The organism is Streptomyces sp. CA-181903, assembly GCF_050937075.1.
GTDB lineage: Bacteria > Actinomycetota > Actinomycetes > Streptomycetales > Streptomycetaceae > Streptomyces.
Genome location: NZ_JBNJLY010000001.1, coordinates 2,104,369 through 2,120,573 on the forward strand (window position 1 = coordinate 2,104,369; position 16,205 = coordinate 2,120,573).

The window sequence follows — 16,205 nt, forward strand, 5'->3', positions numbered from 1 at the left end:
CGGAAACGGCAACCAGCCACAGCCGGGGCACGAGCACGGGAACCGGAACCAGCCGCGGCCGGGGGAAGGCCGCAGGATCGGACACCCGTGCCAGGCTGATGGACGCCGCCCTGCGCACCCTCGCCGAGCAGGGCATCGCCAAGGTCTCCGCGCGGAGCATCGCCGCCACGGCGGGGGTGAACCAGGCCCTGGTCTTCTACCACTTCGGCAGCGTCGACGAACTGCTCTCCGCCGCCTGCCGGAACGGCGCCGAGCAGCGGGTCGCCCGCTACCGGGAGCGGCTGGACCGGGTCCGCAGCCTCTCCGAACTCCTGGAGCTGGGCCGCGAACTGCACGCGGCCGAGCGCGCCGAGGGGAACGTCGCCGTACTCGCCCAGCTGCTGGCCGGGGCACAGAACCAGCCGCGGCTCGCCCCGGCCACCGCCGCGGGCCTCACCCTCTGGATCGACGAGATCGAACGGGTACTGGTCAGGGTCCTGGCGGACACGCCCCTCGCCGGCTTCGTCGACTCCCCCGGGCTGGCGCGCGCGGTCGCGTCGGCCTTCGTCGGCCTGGAGCTGTACGAGGGGGTGGACGCGGACGGCGCCCTGCGCGCGCTGGACGCGCTGGACCAGCTCTCCGGACTGGTGTCCGTACTGGAGGGCCTGGGCCCGGTCACCCAACGGGCGGTCCGCGCCCGCTTGCGGCGCGGCGCGGCCGGCAGGGGCGACGGGGGCGGCAGGAGCGGCAGGGGACGGACGTGACGCCGGGCGCCCCCGCCCTGAACCGGCGCCGGGCGCCCCCGGCCCTCACCCGCCCCTCAGCCCTCCCCCGCCCCTCCTTCCCCCGCGTCCGCTCCCCCGTCCTCCACCCGGTACCCCGGCACGGACGGCCACCGCACCGTCAGCACCACCGACTCCTCCTCGGCGCGCCACGAGTGGTCGACGCCTTCACCCCACACCACGTAGTCCCCCTGCTCGCTCAACAGCACGCTGCGCCCCGGGAGTTCCACCCGGAAGCGTCCGCTGATGAGCACCAGCAGGGCGGTACGGGCCTCGCCGGTGACCCAGCGGGCGCGTTCGTCGCCGGGCGGGTGGACGCCCCACTTGATCTCGACCGCCTCGCTGTGGCGGGGGTCGGAGGCGTCCTTGAAGTGACCGAGCAGCCAGCCCCGGTCGAGGGCCGCGTCCTTGCCCGCGTTGCCCACGTACACCGTGTCGTTCATGGTTCGGGACCGTATCAGCAGGTCAGGGGCGTTCTCCCAGGACCGCCGCCGGCTCGGCCGCCACGATCTCGGCCGCCCGGCCCGCGCCGTCCTCCTCCGCGACCCGGGCCGCCAGCCGGCGGGCCGCGTCCGCGTACGTCCGTTCCGTCGTCGCCCGGGTCAGCGCGGCGGCCAGCCCTTCCGCCGTGAGCTTCCGGAAGGGGACGGCGGCCGGGGCGGCGCCGCGGGCGACCAGGCGGGCGGCCCAGAAGGGCTGGTCCGCCATGACCGGCACCGGGACGGACGGGACGCCCGCGCGCAGTGTGGCGGCCGTGGTGCCCGCGCCCGCGTGGTGGACGACGGCGGCCACGCGCGGGAACAGCAGCTCGTGGGGCACGTCCCCGATCGTCAGGACGTCGTCCGCGTCGGTGGCCAGCCCGGCGCTGCCGGACTGCAGGACGCCGCGGACGCCCGCGCGGCGCAGCGCGTCCACCACGAGGCCGCTCAGCCGCTCGCGGTCGTCGGCGGGCATGCTGCCGAAGCCGACGAAGACCGGCGGCGGGCCGGCGGCGAGGAAGTCCTCCAGGACGGCCGGGAGCCGGTCGGTGTCCCGGTGCGGCCACCAGGTTCCCGTCACGATGTGGCGCGGGTGCCAGTCCGCCGGGGGCTCGACCAGGGCCTCGCTGAAGCCGTACAGCACCGGCCGGCCCGCCTCCTCCTGGCGGCGGCGGACGGCGGCCTGCTCGGCGGGCGGCAGGCCGAGCTCCGCCCGCAGCGTCCGGGCGGCGTCGGCGAAGAGCCGGTCCGTCACCCGCAGCGAGAACCGGCCGACGGCCCGGTTCCCCCATCGGCCGAGCGAGCGGGTGCCGCTCACGACGGGCGGGAAGTCGCCGGTGGGGGCGTTGGGCGTGAGGTGGACGTCCAGGCTGCGGACGCCGGTGGCCTCGGCGAGGTGCCAGCCGAGCGGGGCGGTGGTGGCGGAGAACAGCAGCAGGTCCACGTCGCCCTCGGCCCCGGTGACGGCCTCCGCCATCCCCTGCCCCAGTCGGCCGGCGAACGCGGCCGCGGCGGTCATCAGTTGGCGCTTCCCTCCGGCCTGTCCCCCGGTGCGCGGGTCGGCCGGGAGCGAGCGGAAGGAGAGTCCGGCGGCGCGCACCAGCGGCGCGAACAGCTCGTCCGTGGCGATGGCGACCTCGTGGCCGTCCGTGCGCAGCCGGGCGCCGAGCCCGGTGTACGGGGCGACGTCGCCGCGCGAACCGGCCGCGGTGATCAGGATCCTCATCGCACTTCCTCCCCGGCGTCCGCCAGACCCTGCCGGGCGGCGTTGGCGCGGACGGCCGCCCGCACGTACGCGGCCAGTCCCGGCCGCTGCTCGGAGGGTGGCACCAGCAGCGCGAACGCGCGCGGGTCGGTGGCGAAGTCATCGGCTACGCGGACGTGCGTCTCGGGCGGGCAGGACATGAACCAGCGGTCGAGGTGTCCCCGGTGCGCCTCGGCCAGGTCCATGGCCCGCTCGCCGTCCGCCGGCTCACCGCCGTCGAAGACGACAAACAACTCGCGTCGCCACTCCGCGAGTTCGCTCATGATGCACCGCCAGTCGTCCTTGCTGTGGGCGGCGGCGCTGGCGAGGGACTGCCGGTGCTTGTCGCTGTCCCGCCACTTGAGGGCGGCCTCGGTGGCGTAGCTCAGGTCGAAGGCCACCTCGCCGAACACGTCGAAGCGCTCGCCCGGCGTCAGCGCGACACCGGTCTCCTGCACCTCCATCGCCCGCTCGGCGACCTCCACCAGCCGCCGCAGCCGGCCGATCTGCTCGCTGAGCAGCTTGTGCCGGGCGCGCAGCTGGTCGATGGCGTTGGCCTGGGGGTTCTCCAGGATGGCGGCGATCTCCTCCAGCGAGAAGCCGAGTTCCCGGTAGAACAGGATCTGCTGGAGGCGGGCCAGGTCGGCCTCACTGTAGAGGCGGTAACCGGCCGCGCTGCGCTCACTGGGCGCGAGCAGCCCGGTGCGGTCGTAGTGGTGGAGGGTTCGCACGGTGACGCCCGCGAAGCCCGAGACCTGTCCGACGGTGTACGTCATGGGGTCCTGCCTTTCGTCGCGCGCCAGCTTGCGGCCTGACGTGGGGTGAGGGTCAAGCGGGGGCCTCGTGACACCGCACGTCGGAACGACAGCCCGACGATCCCCCACCCCCGCGCGCACGCCTCCCGCACCACTTCCGCCCACTCGCGGAGGAGAACGGCGAACTCGCCGCGGCCGACGATCCAGCGGCCGGGGGCGTCAGTTCGAGGACGAGCGGCGCGGCCGCTCTCACCTGGGCGCGGGCCCTTCCGCCGACACCGTGGAAGGCCGGGCCCGCGGTGCCTCCAGGATTACGCTCGCCAGCGCCTCCGGGCGGTCGTACATGAGGAGGTGGCCGGCCGGGGCGATGGTGGTGAAGTGGGCGTCGAGGAGGGTGGCGAGGGTGCGTTGGCGGGTGAGGCGGCGGCGTTCGAGGCGGGAGTCGGTGCCGGTGGCGGCGGCGAGGACGTGGGTGGGGACGGGGGCAGGGGGTGGGTGGCGCGGAGGTGTCGCAGTTCGGCGGCCACGTCGAAGTAGTGGGCGTTCTCCATGAGGAGGGCGCGTACCACGCGGCCCGTGCCGTACGTGCAGCGGATGAGGTCGGCGGGGACGGGGTCGGCGCGTCCGACGGAGGAGGCGCGGACGGCCAGCCGGCGCAGGGCCGGGCCGAGGGCGCGCGGCAGGCCGGCGGTGGTGAAGGCGTGGCCGCGCGCCCGGGCGGCGGCGGTGCGCAGGGCGCGGGCGGGGAGCGGCCGGGCGTTCTCCTCGACGCTGGTGTCGACGAGGACGAGGCCGGCCGTGCGCCGCGGGTGCAGCCGGGCGAACGCCTCGGCGTGGAAGCCCGCCAGCGAGTGGCCGACGACCGTCGCCGGTCCGGTGTGCCCGAGGGCGTCGAGTACGCCGGCGATCCGCGCGGCCTCGCCCCGGGCGGTGGGCGGCTCGGCCTGCGGGGCGCTGAAGCCGAGGCCGGGCCGGTCGAAGCGGACGACCGTGCGGTGCGGGGCCAGCAGCGGGACGACGGGGTCCCAGTCGAACCAGCCCATGCCCAGCCCCGGGCTCAGCACGCACACCGGTCCCGAACCTTCGCTGAGGACGTGCAGGGCCGTGCCGCCGATCCGCAGCATCCGGCCCGGCGGCCGGCCTTCGCTCATCCTCGTCCGCCCTCTCCTCGTGCTCACGTTGGCGGGGAGGAGCGGCGGCGCCGGCCGCCCCTCCCCGTCGTGGAACGGCGGGCGCGCGGCGAGGGTTCCGGCGGGCGGGAGATCCGCGTGGGGCTCAGTCCGCGTCCGGTGCCGCCCAGTGCGGTCTGCGGAACGCCAGGAAGGCGAGCGGCGCGAGGAAGCCGATGGTCAGCAGCCCGCCGCCGACGGTCAGCAGGTACCGCCACAGCGGCTGCCCGCCGAACTGCTCCGGCGGTACGAAGCCGATGCACATGGCCGCCAGCGAGGCCGCGAACCCGACCCCCGCGACGAGCCGGACGGCCGGGACGCGGAAGCCGCGCGGCCGGTCCGGCTGGAGCCGCCGCAGCCGGACCACGGCGGCGAACATCAGCAGGTAGACGACCAGGTAGATCTGTGTCGTGATCACCGAGAAGATCCAGTACGCGCTGGAGACGTCCGGCAGGAACGCGTACAGCAGCGCGATGACGGTCGTCAGCACGCCCTGCGCGACGAGGATGTTGCGCGGCACGCCGTTCCGGTTGAGCTTCTGGAGGACGGGCGGCAGATAGCCCTCCTGCCGGGCGACGAGCAGCAGTCCGCTGGACGGCCCGGCCAGCCAGGTGAGCATGCCGCCGAGCGCGGCTGCGACCAGCAGCACGCCGGTGACCTTGGTCAGCCAGCCGACCCCGAAGTGGTCGAAGAAGCCCTGGAACGCCTGCATCACCCCGGCCGTGAGGCTCAGGTCCTCGCCGGGCATCACCCAGCTGACCGCCAGCGCGGGCAGGATGAAGATCAGCAGGACGAGCCCGGTGGCCAGGGCCATCGCGCGCGGGAACTGCTTGCCGGGCCGGCGCAGGGACGCGACGTGCACGCCGTTCATCTCCATGCCCGCGTAGGAGAGGAAGTTGCCGACGATGAGGACGAGGCTCGCGACGCCGGTCCACGGCGGCAGCACATGGCCGCCGTCCATGGGCGCGGCGGACGGGTTGCCCTGCCCGAGGAAGACCAGGCCGAGGACGACGAGGACGACGCCCGGCAGCAGCGTGCCGATCACCAGGCCGATGCTCGACAGCCCGGCGACGGCCTTGGTGCCGCGCGCCGAGATCAGGACGCCGGACCAGTAGACGACGACGATCACCAGCGCCACGTACAGCCCATTGTCCGCGAGCGACGGGTCGACGATGTACGCGAAGGTGCTGGCCACGTACGCGAGCAGGCTCGGGTAGTAGGCGATCGTCATCGCGAACTGGCACCAGACGGCGAGGAAGCCGAGCGGCTTCGACAGCCCCTCGCTCACCCAGCGGTAGACGCCGCCCGTCCAGCCGGACGCGAGCTCGGCGGAGACCAGGGCGGTCGGCAGCAGGAAGACGACGGCGGGGAGGAGGTAGAGGAAGACGGCGGCGAGGCCGTAGAGGGCCATGGACGGCGCGGGGCGGAGGTTGGCCACCGAGGCGGTGGTCATCAGGGCGAGGGTGGTCCAGGAGATGAACTGCCGTCGGCCGGTGGCGGCGGGGTCGGCGGGTGCGTGGTCCTCGCCGGGGGCGGCGGGGGCACGGCCTGCGGGGGGACGTTCGTCCCTGACCTGTTCCGAGAGGGGCATGAGAGGGAGGAGCGTCCTTCGGGGCAAAGCAATCGATCGGTTTCGTCCCATCATCGGACAGAGGGCTCGTTTCGCGCACATCCGCTCGATCGGACGGGCGTGCGGGCCGCCCGGGGACCGTATACCCCGCAGGGGTAGGGTGCGCGCGTACGGGGAATCGTTCCGGCGCGGGAGGGCGCGATGCGCGGGCAAGCGGGTGCCGCCGGCCGCCGCGTCGGCGCCTGGTGCGGCCGGCCGCTGCTCCTCGCCGCGCTGTTGCTCGGCATCGTGACCATGCACACCCTCGGGCACCCGATGGGGCACGGGCGGGCGGAGGCGCATGCGTCCTCGTCCGAGGCGCTCACGCCCTCGTCAGCCACGGTGCGTACGTCCCCGCTCGGCGTGCTCGCGTCCTCACCCACGACGGCGCCGGTGCGCCACCAGGCGGGCGGGCCGCCCGTCCAGGCGGCAGCCGGCGACGCCCCCGCCGCACACCACGCCCGGCCGCCGGCCGACCCGCCGGCCGCCGTCGCGCCCGGCGGCCGCACCACCCCTCCCCCGTCCCACCACCCGGGCCTCGACCCCTCCTCCGTCTGCCTCGCCGTCCTCCTCGGCGGCGCCCGGTGGGCGGTCGTCCTCCTGCTGGCCCTGGCCGTCCTCCGCCGGCCGGCCGACGCCACCGGGGCCATGCCGCCCGCCCTGGCCGTCCACGCCCTGCGGCCCATCCCGCCCCCGCCCCGGCGGAAGTCCCTCGCCCGGTTGTCGGTGCTGCGCGTATAGGAGGGCGTCTCTCGCGCTCCTCATCACGGCGCGTGCACGCCTCCGCACACACCACCGACGACACGTACAGGGGTTCCTTCACCATGCGCACCACCACGCGCCGCGCCGTGCTCGGCGCCGGCCTCGCCTCCGCCGCCGGCGGACTGCTCACCGCCTGCTCGGGCTCGGGTTCGGGATCGAAGCCGGAGAAGCCCGTCGCCTACGTCGCCCCCGACGGCAAGGAGGTGGCCGCCGCCGAGGCGCGCCGGCACCGCGCCGGCGGCTCGGTCCGGGAGGTGAGGCTGACCGCCGCCCGGACCACGCTCGACCTCGGCGGCCGAAAGGTCGCCAGCTGGGCGTACGGCGACGTCCTGCCGGGCCGGGAGGTCCGGCTCACCGCGGGCGACACGCTCGCCCTCACCCTCGCCAACCACCTCCCCGAGCCGACGTCCCTGCACTGGCACGGGCTCGCCCTGCGCAACGACATGGACGGCGTCCCGGACGTCACCCAGCGGCCCGTCCGCCCGGGCGGATCGTTCACGTACCGCTTCGCGGTCGACCGCCCGGGCACGTACTGGTTCCATCCGCACTCCGGCACGCAGCAGGACCGCGGCCTGTACGCGCCGCTGATCGTCGAGGACCCCAAGGAGCCGCTGGCGTACGACAAGGAGTGGGTCGTCGTCCTCGACGACTGGGTGGACGGGGTCGACGGCAGCACCCCGGACGCCGTCCTCGCGGAACTCGCCAAGGGCATGGGCCACGGCGAAAGCGGTGGCATGGACCACGGCGGGGGCGGCGGAATGGGCGGCATGCACCACATGGCGGCCGCCGAGCCCGCCCAGGACGGCCCGTCCCGGATGCTCATGGGCGCCTCCAGCCCCGTCCTCGGCGGCGACGCGGGCGACGTCGCGTACCCGTACTACCTGGTCAACGGCCGGACGCCGGACGCCCCGCAGACCTTCTCGGCGAAGCCGGGCGACCGGATCCGGATCCGGTTCGTCAACGCGGGCGGCGACACCGCGTTCCGCGTCGCGCTCGGCGGCCACCGCATGACCGTCACGCACACCGACGGCTTCCCGGTCGAGCACGTGGAGACGGAGTCGCTGCTGCTGGGCATGGGCGAGCGGTACGACGTGCTGGTGACGGCCGGCGACGGCGTCTTCCCGCTGACCGCGCTCGCGGAGGGCAAGAAGCGGACCGCCCTGGCGCTGCTGCGCACCGGCGGCGGCGCGGCGCCGGCCGCCGACGTCCGCCCGGCCGAGCTGGACCGCACGCCGCTCACGGCGGGCCGGCTGAAGGCCGCCGGGCCGGTCCGGCTGGAGGAGCGCCGGCCGGACCGGACGCTCACCTTCGAGCTGACGGGTTCGATGGAACGCTACGACTGGGCGCTGAACGGGCGGCGGTACGCGCCCTCGGAGCGCTACCCGGTGGCGGCGGGCGAGCGGGTGCGGCTGGCGTTCGTCAACCGCAGCGCGATGTGGCACCCGATGCACCTGCACGGCCACACGTTCGCGCTGCCGGGCGGCGGGCCGCGCAAGGACACGGCGGTCGTGCTGCCGGGGCAGCGGCTGGAGGTGGACTTCGACGCCGACAACCCCGGGCTGTGGATGCTCCACTGCCACAACGTGTACCACGCGGAGTCGGGGATGATGACGCTGCTGGGTTACCGCAAGTAGCCGCGAGCGGGCGGGAGGGGCCCACCCGGGCCACCCTGTGTGGCCGCCCTGTGCGGTCACCTTGTGCGGCCACCCCGTGCGGCCACCCCGTGTGGCCCCCTTCCACCCCCCCATCGCGTCAGGAAGACGATTACACTGACGGCGTGGCTCGACTCCGTCTCGCACTGCACCAGATCGACTCCACCGTCGGCGATCTCGCCGGGAACGCGGAGTCGGTCCTCCGCGGGGCCCGCCACTCCGCCGAACAGGGCGCCCACCTCGCGGTCTTCCCCGAGATGGCGCTGACCGGCTACCCCGTCGAGGACCTGGCCCTCCGCTCGTCCTTCGTCGACGCGAGCCGGGACCGGCTGCGCGTCCTCGCCGCCCGGCTCGCCGACGAGGGCCTCGGCGATCTGCCCGTCGTCGTCGGCTACCTGGACCGCTGCGAGGAGGCCCGCCCCCGGCTGGGCCGCCCCGCGGGTGCGCCGCTCAACGCGGCGGCGGTGCTGCACGGCGGCCGTGCGGTGCTCACGTTCGCCAAGCACCACCTGCCCAACTACGGCGTGTTCGACGAGTTCCGGTACTTCGTGCCGGGCGACACCCTGCCCATGGTCAGGGTGCGCGGCGTGGACGTGGCGCTGGCCATCTGCGAGGACCTGTGGCAGGAGGGCGGCCGGGTGCCCGCCGCCCGCTCCGCCGGGGCCGGGCTGCTGGTGTCCGTCAACGCCTCGCCGTACGAGCGGGAGAAGGACGACACCCGGCTGGAGCTGGTCCGCAAGCGCGCGCAGGAGGCCGGCTGCACCACCGCGTACCTCGCCATGACCGGCGGACAGGACGAGCTGGTCTTCGACGGCGACTCCATCGTCGTCGACCGGGACGGCCGGGTGATCGCGCGGGCGCCGCAGTTCGAGGAGACGTGCCTGGTCCTGGACCTCGACCTGCCGGAGGCGCCGGCCGCGGCGCCCTCCGGCACGGTGGACGACAGCCTGCGGATCGACCACGTCACGATCTCCGCCGACCCGGCCCCGGCCGCGGAACCGACGCTGCCGGGCACGGTCGCCGAGCACCTGGACGACGACGCCGAGGTCTACCAGGCCCTGGTGACCGGCCTCCGCGCGTACGCCGCCAAGAACGGCTTCCGCAGCGTCCTCATCGGCCTCTCCGGCGGCATCGACTCCGCCCTCGTCGCGGCCGTCGCCTGCGACGCGGTCGGGGCCGCGAACGTGTACGGCGTCGCCATGCCGTCCCGCTACTCCTCCGCACACTCGCTCGCCGACGCCGAGGAACTGGCCCGGCGCACCGGACTCAACTTCCGTACCGTGCCCATCGCCCCGATGTTCGACGCCTACATGGGCGCCCTCGGGCTGACCGGCCTCGCCGAGGAGAACCTCCAGTCCCGGCTGCGCGGCACGATGCTGATGGCCATCTCCAACCAGGAGGGCCACATCGTCCTCGCGCCCGGCAACAAGTCCGAGCTGGCGTGCGGCTATTCGACGCTCTACGGCGACTCGGTCGGCGCGTACGGCCCGATCAAGGACGTCTACAAGACGGGCATCTTCCGCCTCGCGAAGTGGCGCAACCGCCACGCCGAGGAACGCGGCGAGACCCCGCCCATCCCCGAGAACTCCATCACCAAGCCGCCGAGCGCCGAACTCCGCCCCGGCCAGGTCGACACCGATTCCCTCCCCGACTACCCCGTCCTCGACCGCATCCTGGAGCTGTACGTCGACCGGGACCACGGATACGCCCGGATCGTCGCGGAGGGCTTCGACGAGGAGCTGGTGGCGCGGGTACTGCGGCTGGTGGACACCGCCGAGTACAAGCGGCGTCAGTACCCGCCGGGCACGAAGATCTCCCCGAAGGGCTTCGGCAAGGACCGCCGCCTGCCGATCACGAACCGCTGGCGCGAACGGGTCTGACGCCCCGCACTTCGAGCCCGTCCAGCAGCCGCGCCGTCGCCTCCGCCACCGCGTCGACGGCCTCGTCGAAAACGGCCTGGTTGTGCGCGGCGGGCGCCCGGAAGCCGGAGACCTTGCGGACGTACTGGAGGGCGGCGGCCCGGATGCCGTCCTCGCCCGGGTCGGGGGTGACGGGGGCCCTGAGCGTCTTGATGCTGCGGCACATGCTTCCAGTGTGCGCCTGCGGCGGGCTGATGCCCCGGCCCCTCCCCTTCGCCGCTTCCTGGGGCTGCGCCCCAGACCCCCTTTTCGCGGCTTCGCCGCTCGTCCTCAAACGCCGGACGGGCTGGATGACACCCCATGTTTCCGGCGAACGTGCTCCGCCTTGTTGCCGACGTACTGCTCCCGCTGCCGCTCGGCGGTGGCGCGCTCCCACCGGTCCCGGGCGGTCCGCGCCCGCACCTCGGTCCTCCCGATCACGGTGTCCCACCACTGACACGCCTCGCACCCCGTCACCACGGGCGCCCCTCCCGGTTCAGTTCACTGACGCGGGCGCGCAGCTTGTCGGTGGCGGTGGCCCGCCGGTACCGCACCGGCCGCCAGGTCCGCCCGCCGGCGAGGGGACGGAGAGTGATCCGCCGGGTGTCCTGGTCCCAGCCGACGACGGTCCCGAACCGGTCGAGTTCGACGTCGAGGATGAGTTCCAGCGGTTGAGGGATCCAGTCGTCAACCACGATGCACCTCTTCCCCATGCCGCAGCCCCTCCCGGCGCAGCAGTTCCACGCGCTTCCAGTCGCGGGCACGCTCGGCGGCGTACCGCGCGTCGGCGATCCGCGCGCAAGCCGCGCACGGCACGCGCGGATTGGGCACGAGCGCGGGCCGCGCCCCCACCCCGAAGGGCATGTGCGTCATATGTTCGAACCTCCGTGTGTCTGCGGCCAGTTGGCCGGGCATCACCCTGGAAGGTCCACGGTGTCGGTACGGCTAGAGTGCGCGCTACCCGCTGATGTCCCGACGTGAAGTCGGGAGAACGAATCGCCCCAAACCACGTGGAGTTGAGGCAGTGCCCGCAAGGCCCAACGAACTGACGCCCGACAGGTCGGCCAGGCATCTTTTCGGAGCGCGGTTGCGGCGCCACCGGGAGCAAGCGGGGCTCTCACTCGAAAAGCTGGCGCTCATCGTCAAGAGCAGCCGAAGCAACCTGAGCCGGGTGGAGAACGCCGAAATCATGCCGCCGCCGGAACTGCCGGCTTTGTTGGACGCGGAGTTCGATACGGACGACCTCTTCCAGGACCTGTACTTGCTGGCAGTAAAGGAGCTGCATCCAGAGCCGTTCAAGCGGCGGATGGCGTTGGAGGCGCGCGCCAGGCGCATCCGCGAGGTGGCCGTGCAGATCATCCCCGGGCTGCTTCAGACGGAGCAGTACGCCCGCGAGCAATTCAAGGTCCATGACCTGCGGGCGGCCCCGGAGCGGGTTGAGGAACTGGTGACCGCACGCATGCATCGTCAGGCCATACTGCGCGGCAAGCCGGACGCGGACTTGGCCTGGATCCTTGACGAGGCCGTAATCCGACGGGGCTTTGGCGGTCCCGAGGTCATGCGAGTGCAGCTGGAAAGGCTGATCGCATTGACGTGCACTCCTACGACCACTCTGCAGGTGCTCCCCTTCAGCGCGGGTGGTTACGCACTCATGGGTGGAGCCCTGACGCTCCTCACTCTGGACGATGGTGAGGAAGTGGCGTTCGAAGAAGCCATCACCACAGGGACGATGCTCGAAGACCGAGCATCGGCGGATCGGCATCGCCGATCGTACGATCTGCTCAGCGCATGCGCGCTGTCGCCGGATGACTCGGCGCGACTCATCACGTCCGTCATGGAGGATCTCCAATGAGCAACACCCCCGACCTGCGCTCGGAATGGGTCAAATCCAGCTACAGCGGCAACGGCGGCGGAAGCTGCGTCGAATGGGCCCCCGCCCACGCCCCGTCCGGAACCATCCCCATCCGGGACAGCAAGCGCCCCACCGGCCCGGTACTGCGTCTCCCTACGGCCGCCTTCGCGGACCTGGTGTCCGCCCTAAAGGACGGCGCCCTCAGCCCGTCCGGCGTTTGAGGACGAGCGGCGGAGCCGCGAAAAAGGGGGTCTGGGGCGCAGCCCCAGGAAGCGGCGAAGGGGCGGGGCCGGGGCACCCCACCCCCCACGGGCACCCTCAGAGCTTCACGCGCGCCGCCACCGGCAAGTGATCACTGCCCGTCTCAGGCAGCGTCCAAGCCGACCGCGGGTCCATCCCCCGCACCATGATCTGGTCGATCCGCGCCATCGGGAAGCTGGCCGGCCAGCTGAACCCGAACCCGTCCCCGGCGGCCCCCTGCGCCGACCGCAGTTGCGACGTGACGGGGGCGAGCGACCGGTCGTTCATGGTGCCGTTGAGGTCACCGAGCAGGATGGTCCGCTTCAGCGGCTCGGCGGCGATGGCGTGACCCAGGGCCGCGGCGCTGTTGTCGCGCTGACCGGCCGTGAAGCCGGCGTTGAACTTCACCCGCACGGACGGGAGATGGGCGACGTACACCGCGACCGGGCCCTGCGGGGTCTCGACCGTGGTGCGCAGCGCGCGCGTCCAGCCCATGCGGATGTCGACCGGACGGGTGCCGCTCAGCGGGTACTTGCTCCAGATGCCGACCGTGCCCTGCACCGAGTGGTAGCGGTAGGAGCCGGCGAGGGCGCTCTCGTAGCGGGAGGCGTCGCTCAGTTCCTCCAGGGCGATCACGTCCGCGCCGGAGGCGATGAGGGACCGCGCGGTGCCGGCCGGGTCGGGGTTCTCGGCGTTCACGTTGTGGGTGACGACGGTGAAGTCGCCGCCGGAGCCGGACTTGTCGGTGAGGAGGCCGCCGAAGAGGTTGATCCAGGCGACGGCCGGCAACAGGACGGCGATCAGCGCGCTCGCGGAGCGCCGCAGCAGGGCCAGGGCCAGCAGGACCGGGACGAACAGTCCCAGCCAGGGCAGGAAGGTCTCGGTGAGGCTGCCGAGGTTGCCGACGCGGTTGGGGACGCTGGAGTGCAGCAGCATCAGCAGGCCCAGCACCAGCGCCAGTACCGCGATCACCAGTCCGCGCCGCCAGATCCCGGGGCCCCGCCAGTCGCCCAGCCAGTCGCCCACGCGGCGCCGGACCCCGGAGCCGGCCCGCTCCGGGCCGACTCCCTCACGGCCCGTCTCCTGCATGTGCGCCTGCGGCATCCGCATGTCCTCACTCGGTCTCGCTGTGTCCCGTCACCCGACGATAGGTGATCGACGGTCCGTCGTGATCACCGCGGGAGGGCTGTCCCGGCCCCCGCCGGAAGGGGGGCTTCGCGGAGGAGGACGGCCCGTCGGCCCGGGCGGGTTCCTGCCGACGGGCCCATGGGGGCGTCCTGTGACACAACGGGCACATTCGGGCTCCGGTCGACCCTCAAGGCCGTACGCCCTCCAGCACCGTGTCCACGATCCCCTCGGCCAGCCCCGCCGGCAGCTCCTGCCACTCGTGCAGCACCGCTCGCACCAGCATCGGGCTGACGAAGAGGTCGATGAGCAGGTCCACGTCCACGTCCCGGCGGATCTCGCCCGCCTCCGCGCCCCGCCGCAGCACCGCCCGGAAGGACTCCCTCCGGGCCGCGACGACCGTCTCGTGGTACTCCCGCCACACCCGCGGCTGCGCCTGCACCTGCCCGACGACCGTGCGCATCACCGCGGAGGACCGCTTGGCCAGGCCGCGCCGGCGCAGGAAGTCCAGCAGCGCGATCAGGTCGTCGCGGACGGAGACGCCCGCGAGCTCGGGGGCGTCCTCCTCCAGGGAGCGCAGGACGTCGAGCATCAGCGCCTCCTTGCCGGCCCAGCGCCGGTAGACGGTCGCCTTGCCGACGCCGGCCTCGCGGGCGATCCGTTCCATGGACAGCTCACCGACGGTGACGCCGCCCTCCAGGAGCCGCAGGACGCTCTCGATCACGGCGGTGTCGACGGCGGCGCTGCGCGGCCGGCCACGCTGCTGCACGGGCAGCGGAGCGCCGGCGTCCCGGGGTGAGCCGCTCACCTGCGGGCCTCCTCCTGTTGTCGCTCGGCGGGCCGGCCGGGGCCCGCGGCGGGCGGGGCCGCGTTCTTGCCCGGCAGGAAGACGCCGGCGACCAGCGCGCCCAGCGCCGCGACCCCGGCCGCGCCCAGCGCGGTGACGTGCATGGCGTGCAGGAACGCGTCCTGCGCGGGCCCGACGAGGTCCCGTCCGGCCGGCCCGAGCCGGCCGGCCAGGCCCAGGGTGGCCTCTATGGACTCGCCGGCCGCGTGCCGGGCGGCCCCGGACAGGCCGGGGACGCCGTCCAGGTGCGCGGAGATGCCGTCGCGGTAGGTGGTGGAGAGCACCGAGCCGAGCACGGCCACGCCGAGGGCGCCGCCGACCTGCCGGAAGGTGTTGTTCACGGCCGAGCCGGAGCCGGCCTTCTCGCGCGGCAGCGACTGCATGATCGAGACGGTGGCGGGCGGCATGACGTGCGCCATCGCGGTGCCCTGGAGGAAGAACAGCACCTCCAGCATCCAGATCGGGGTGTCGGCGTCGAGCAGCACGAAGCCGGACATCGTGCAGGCGACGAGCACCATCCCGGCGCAGCAGACGGCCCGGGCGCCGAACCGGGCGACGACGAGCCGGGCGCGCGGCGCGAAGAACATCTGCGCGGCGGCCAGCGGGAGCAGCAGCAGACCGCTCTCCAGCGGGCTGTAGCCGCGCACGCTCTGGGTGTAGAAGACGGTGAAGAAGGTGACGCCCATCAGCCCGAAGAAGACCAGGCCGATCGAGGCCACCGCCGCCGAGAACTGCGGCTTGCGGAAGTACCGCATGTCCAGGGCGGGATGGGCGCTGCGCCGCTCGTGCAGGACGAAGAGGACGAGGACGAGCAGTCCGCCGCCGACCGTGCCGAAGACCTCGGGGTCGGTGAAGTCGGCGAGCTGGCCGCCCTTGATGATGCCGTACACCAGCAGGACCAGGCCGACGACGGACAGCAGCACGCCGACCGGGTCGAGGCGGCCGGGCGAGGGGTCCTTGGAGTCGGGGACGAGCACCACCATCGCGATGACGGCGACGATCACGATCGGCACGTTCACCAGGAAGACCGAGCCCCACCAGAAGTGGTCCATGAGCAGGCCGCCGGTGATCGGCCCGATGGCGATGGCGAGTCCGACCGCGCCGGCCCATATGCCGACGGCCTTGGGCTGTTCGTCGCGCTCGAAGACGTTCATGATGATCGCGAGGGTGGCGGGCATCACGAAGGCGCCGCCGAAGCCCATCACCGCGCGGAACGAGATGAGTTCACCGGGCGAGCCGGAGGTGGCCGACAGCACCGAGCCGATGCCGAACACGACCATGCCGAAGAGGAGCACCTTCTTGCGCCCCAGCCGGTCGCCCAGCAGGCCGGCCGTGAAGAGGATGCCGGCGAAGACCAGGGTGTAGGAGTTGATCGCCCACTCCAGCTGGCTCTGGGTCGCCCCGAGGCCGGTGGGCGCGGGTGAGGCGATGGTCTTCATCGCCACGTTGAGGATCGAGTTGTCGAGGACGACGACGAGCAGGCTGAACAGCAGGACGGTGAGGATCGCCCACCGTCGTTTGTGCACGGCCTCGGGTACCTGGCGCACCGGCGCTTCACCGGCAGGGGATGTCATACCTCCCACCGTAGACCGGTTTCCGATACGGCACCGTCTCGTATTGCGGAGGTTTTGCCCGGCGGGCAAGCACTGGCCCGAGGACGACCCCTCCGTCACCCCCCGGCCCCTCCTCCTGCCACCCCCGGCGCCTTCCTCCCGTCACCCCCGGCGCCTTCCTCCCGTCACCCGCGGCACCTTCCCCTGTTACCCCCCGCACCTTCCTCGCGCCGGGCGGCGCGTGTCAGCATGGAGGGGAT

General features: G+C 73.4%; 17 protein-coding genes and 1 pseudogene. 6 read left to right on the forward strand and 12 right to left on the reverse strand.

Going from position 1 to position 16,205, the window contains the following annotated elements; all coding sequences use genetic code 11:
* Positions 1-98 precede the first annotated feature (98 nt).
* Entirely contained in the window at positions 99-743 is a 645-nt protein-coding gene (locus ACQEVS_RS09175; protein WP_433017737.1) for a TetR/AcrR family transcriptional regulator, read from the forward strand.
* A 56-nt stretch (positions 744-799) separates the two neighbouring features.
* Here the strand turns inward: ACQEVS_RS09175 and ACQEVS_RS09180 are convergent, their stop codons facing one another.
* From ACQEVS_RS09180 to ACQEVS_RS09200, 5 genes and pseudogenes are all read right to left on the reverse strand, one after another.
* The gene (locus tag ACQEVS_RS09180) at positions 800-1,204 is read right to left on the reverse strand and encodes a signal peptidase I (protein ID WP_433017740.1); all 405 of its coding nucleotides are present in this window, start codon (positions 1,202-1,204) and stop codon (positions 800-802) included.
* Positions 1,205-1,226: 22 nt separating this feature from the next.
* A complete protein-coding gene (locus ACQEVS_RS09185; RefSeq protein WP_433017743.1) occupies positions 1,227-2,465 on the reverse strand; it encodes a glycosyltransferase in 1,239 nt (412 codons plus the stop codon).
* Complete coding sequence (locus ACQEVS_RS09190; protein WP_433017746.1) at positions 2,462-3,259, reverse strand: MerR family transcriptional regulator; 798 nt, start codon at positions 3,257-3,259, stop codon at positions 2,462-2,464. The genes ACQEVS_RS09185 and ACQEVS_RS09190 overlap by 4 nt, the downstream gene beginning before the upstream one ends.
* 228 nt (positions 3,260-3,487) lie before the next feature.
* A pseudogene (locus tag ACQEVS_RS09195) lies at positions 3,488-4,389 on the reverse strand (alpha/beta fold hydrolase).
* 124 nt (positions 4,390-4,513) lie between these two features.
* Entirely contained in the window at positions 4,514-5,998 is a 1,485-nt protein-coding gene (locus ACQEVS_RS09200) for an APC family permease (RefSeq protein WP_433017749.1), read from the reverse strand.
* 180 nt (positions 5,999-6,178) lie between these two features.
* Between ACQEVS_RS09200 and ACQEVS_RS09205 the strand changes: the two genes are divergently transcribed.
* The 3 genes from ACQEVS_RS09205 (at position 6,179) to ACQEVS_RS09215 (ending at position 10,310) form a co-directional block, all read left to right on the forward strand.
* Positions 6,179-6,757 carry a hypothetical protein gene (locus ACQEVS_RS09205; protein ID WP_433017752.1) on the forward strand — a complete coding sequence of 193 codons (579 nt, stop codon included), beginning with the start codon at positions 6,179-6,181 and terminating at the stop codon, positions 6,755-6,757.
* A gap of 83 nt (positions 6,758-6,840) precedes the next feature.
* Positions 6,841-8,412 (forward strand): multicopper oxidase family protein, encoded by a 1,572-nt coding sequence (locus ACQEVS_RS09210; protein ID WP_433017755.1) that lies wholly within the window; start codon positions 6,841-6,843, stop codon positions 8,410-8,412.
* 143 nt (positions 8,413-8,555) lie between these two features.
* Complete coding sequence (locus ACQEVS_RS09215) at positions 8,556-10,310, forward strand: NAD+ synthase (RefSeq protein WP_433017758.1); 1,755 nt, start codon at positions 8,556-8,558, stop codon at positions 10,308-10,310.
* On the opposite strand, the gene ACQEVS_RS09220 is transcribed toward ACQEVS_RS09215, so the two are convergent.
* The 4 genes from ACQEVS_RS09220 to ACQEVS_RS09235 form a co-directional block, all read right to left on the reverse strand.
* Positions 10,282-10,515, reverse strand: coding sequence for a DUF2277 domain-containing protein (locus tag ACQEVS_RS09220; RefSeq protein ID WP_433017761.1), 234 nt, complete (start codon positions 10,513-10,515; stop codon positions 10,282-10,284). The two genes, ACQEVS_RS09215 and ACQEVS_RS09220, sit on opposite strands and share 29 nt — an antisense overlap.
* Positions 10,516-10,619: 104 nt before the next feature.
* A complete protein-coding gene (locus ACQEVS_RS09225) occupies positions 10,620-10,769 on the reverse strand; it encodes a hypothetical protein (protein ID WP_433017764.1) in 150 nt (49 codons plus the stop codon).
* A 32-nt stretch (positions 10,770-10,801) separates the two neighbouring features.
* On the reverse strand, positions 10,802-11,023 hold the full coding sequence (locus tag ACQEVS_RS09230) for a hypothetical protein (protein ID WP_433017767.1): 222 nt from the start codon (positions 11,021-11,023) through the stop codon (positions 10,802-10,804).
* Entirely contained in the window at positions 11,016-11,201 is a 186-nt protein-coding gene (locus ACQEVS_RS09235; protein WP_433017770.1) for a hypothetical protein, read from the reverse strand. Before ACQEVS_RS09235 ends, ACQEVS_RS09230 begins: the two co-directional genes overlap by 8 nt.
* Before the next feature lie 151 nt (positions 11,202-11,352).
* On the opposite strand from ACQEVS_RS09235, the gene ACQEVS_RS09240 reads away from it, so the two are divergent.
* Positions 11,353-12,180: a Scr1 family TA system antitoxin-like transcriptional regulator gene (locus ACQEVS_RS09240; protein ID WP_433017773.1), complete on the forward strand. Its 828-nt coding sequence runs from the start codon at positions 11,353-11,355 to the stop codon at positions 12,178-12,180.
* A complete protein-coding gene (locus ACQEVS_RS09245) occupies positions 12,177-12,401 on the forward strand; it encodes a DUF397 domain-containing protein (protein WP_433017776.1) in 225 nt (74 codons plus the stop codon). The genes ACQEVS_RS09240 and ACQEVS_RS09245 overlap by 4 nt, the downstream gene beginning before the upstream one ends.
* Before the next feature lie 97 nt (positions 12,402-12,498).
* Here the strand turns inward: ACQEVS_RS09245 and ACQEVS_RS09250 are convergent, their stop codons facing one another.
* The 3 genes from ACQEVS_RS09250 to ACQEVS_RS09260 form a co-directional block, all read right to left on the reverse strand.
* A complete protein-coding gene (locus ACQEVS_RS09250) occupies positions 12,499-13,524 on the reverse strand; it encodes an endonuclease/exonuclease/phosphatase family protein (RefSeq protein WP_433017779.1) in 1,026 nt (341 codons plus the stop codon).
* A 211-nt stretch (positions 13,525-13,735) separates the two neighbouring features.
* Entirely contained in the window at positions 13,736-14,353 is a 618-nt protein-coding gene (locus ACQEVS_RS09255; RefSeq protein ID WP_433017782.1) for a TetR/AcrR family transcriptional regulator C-terminal ligand-binding domain-containing protein, read from the reverse strand.
* Positions 14,350-15,966, reverse strand: coding sequence for an MFS transporter (locus ACQEVS_RS09260; RefSeq protein ID WP_433017785.1), 1,617 nt, complete (start codon positions 15,964-15,966; stop codon positions 14,350-14,352). The genes ACQEVS_RS09255 and ACQEVS_RS09260 overlap by 4 nt, the downstream gene beginning before the upstream one ends.
* Between the last annotated feature and the right edge of the window lie 239 nt (positions 15,967-16,205).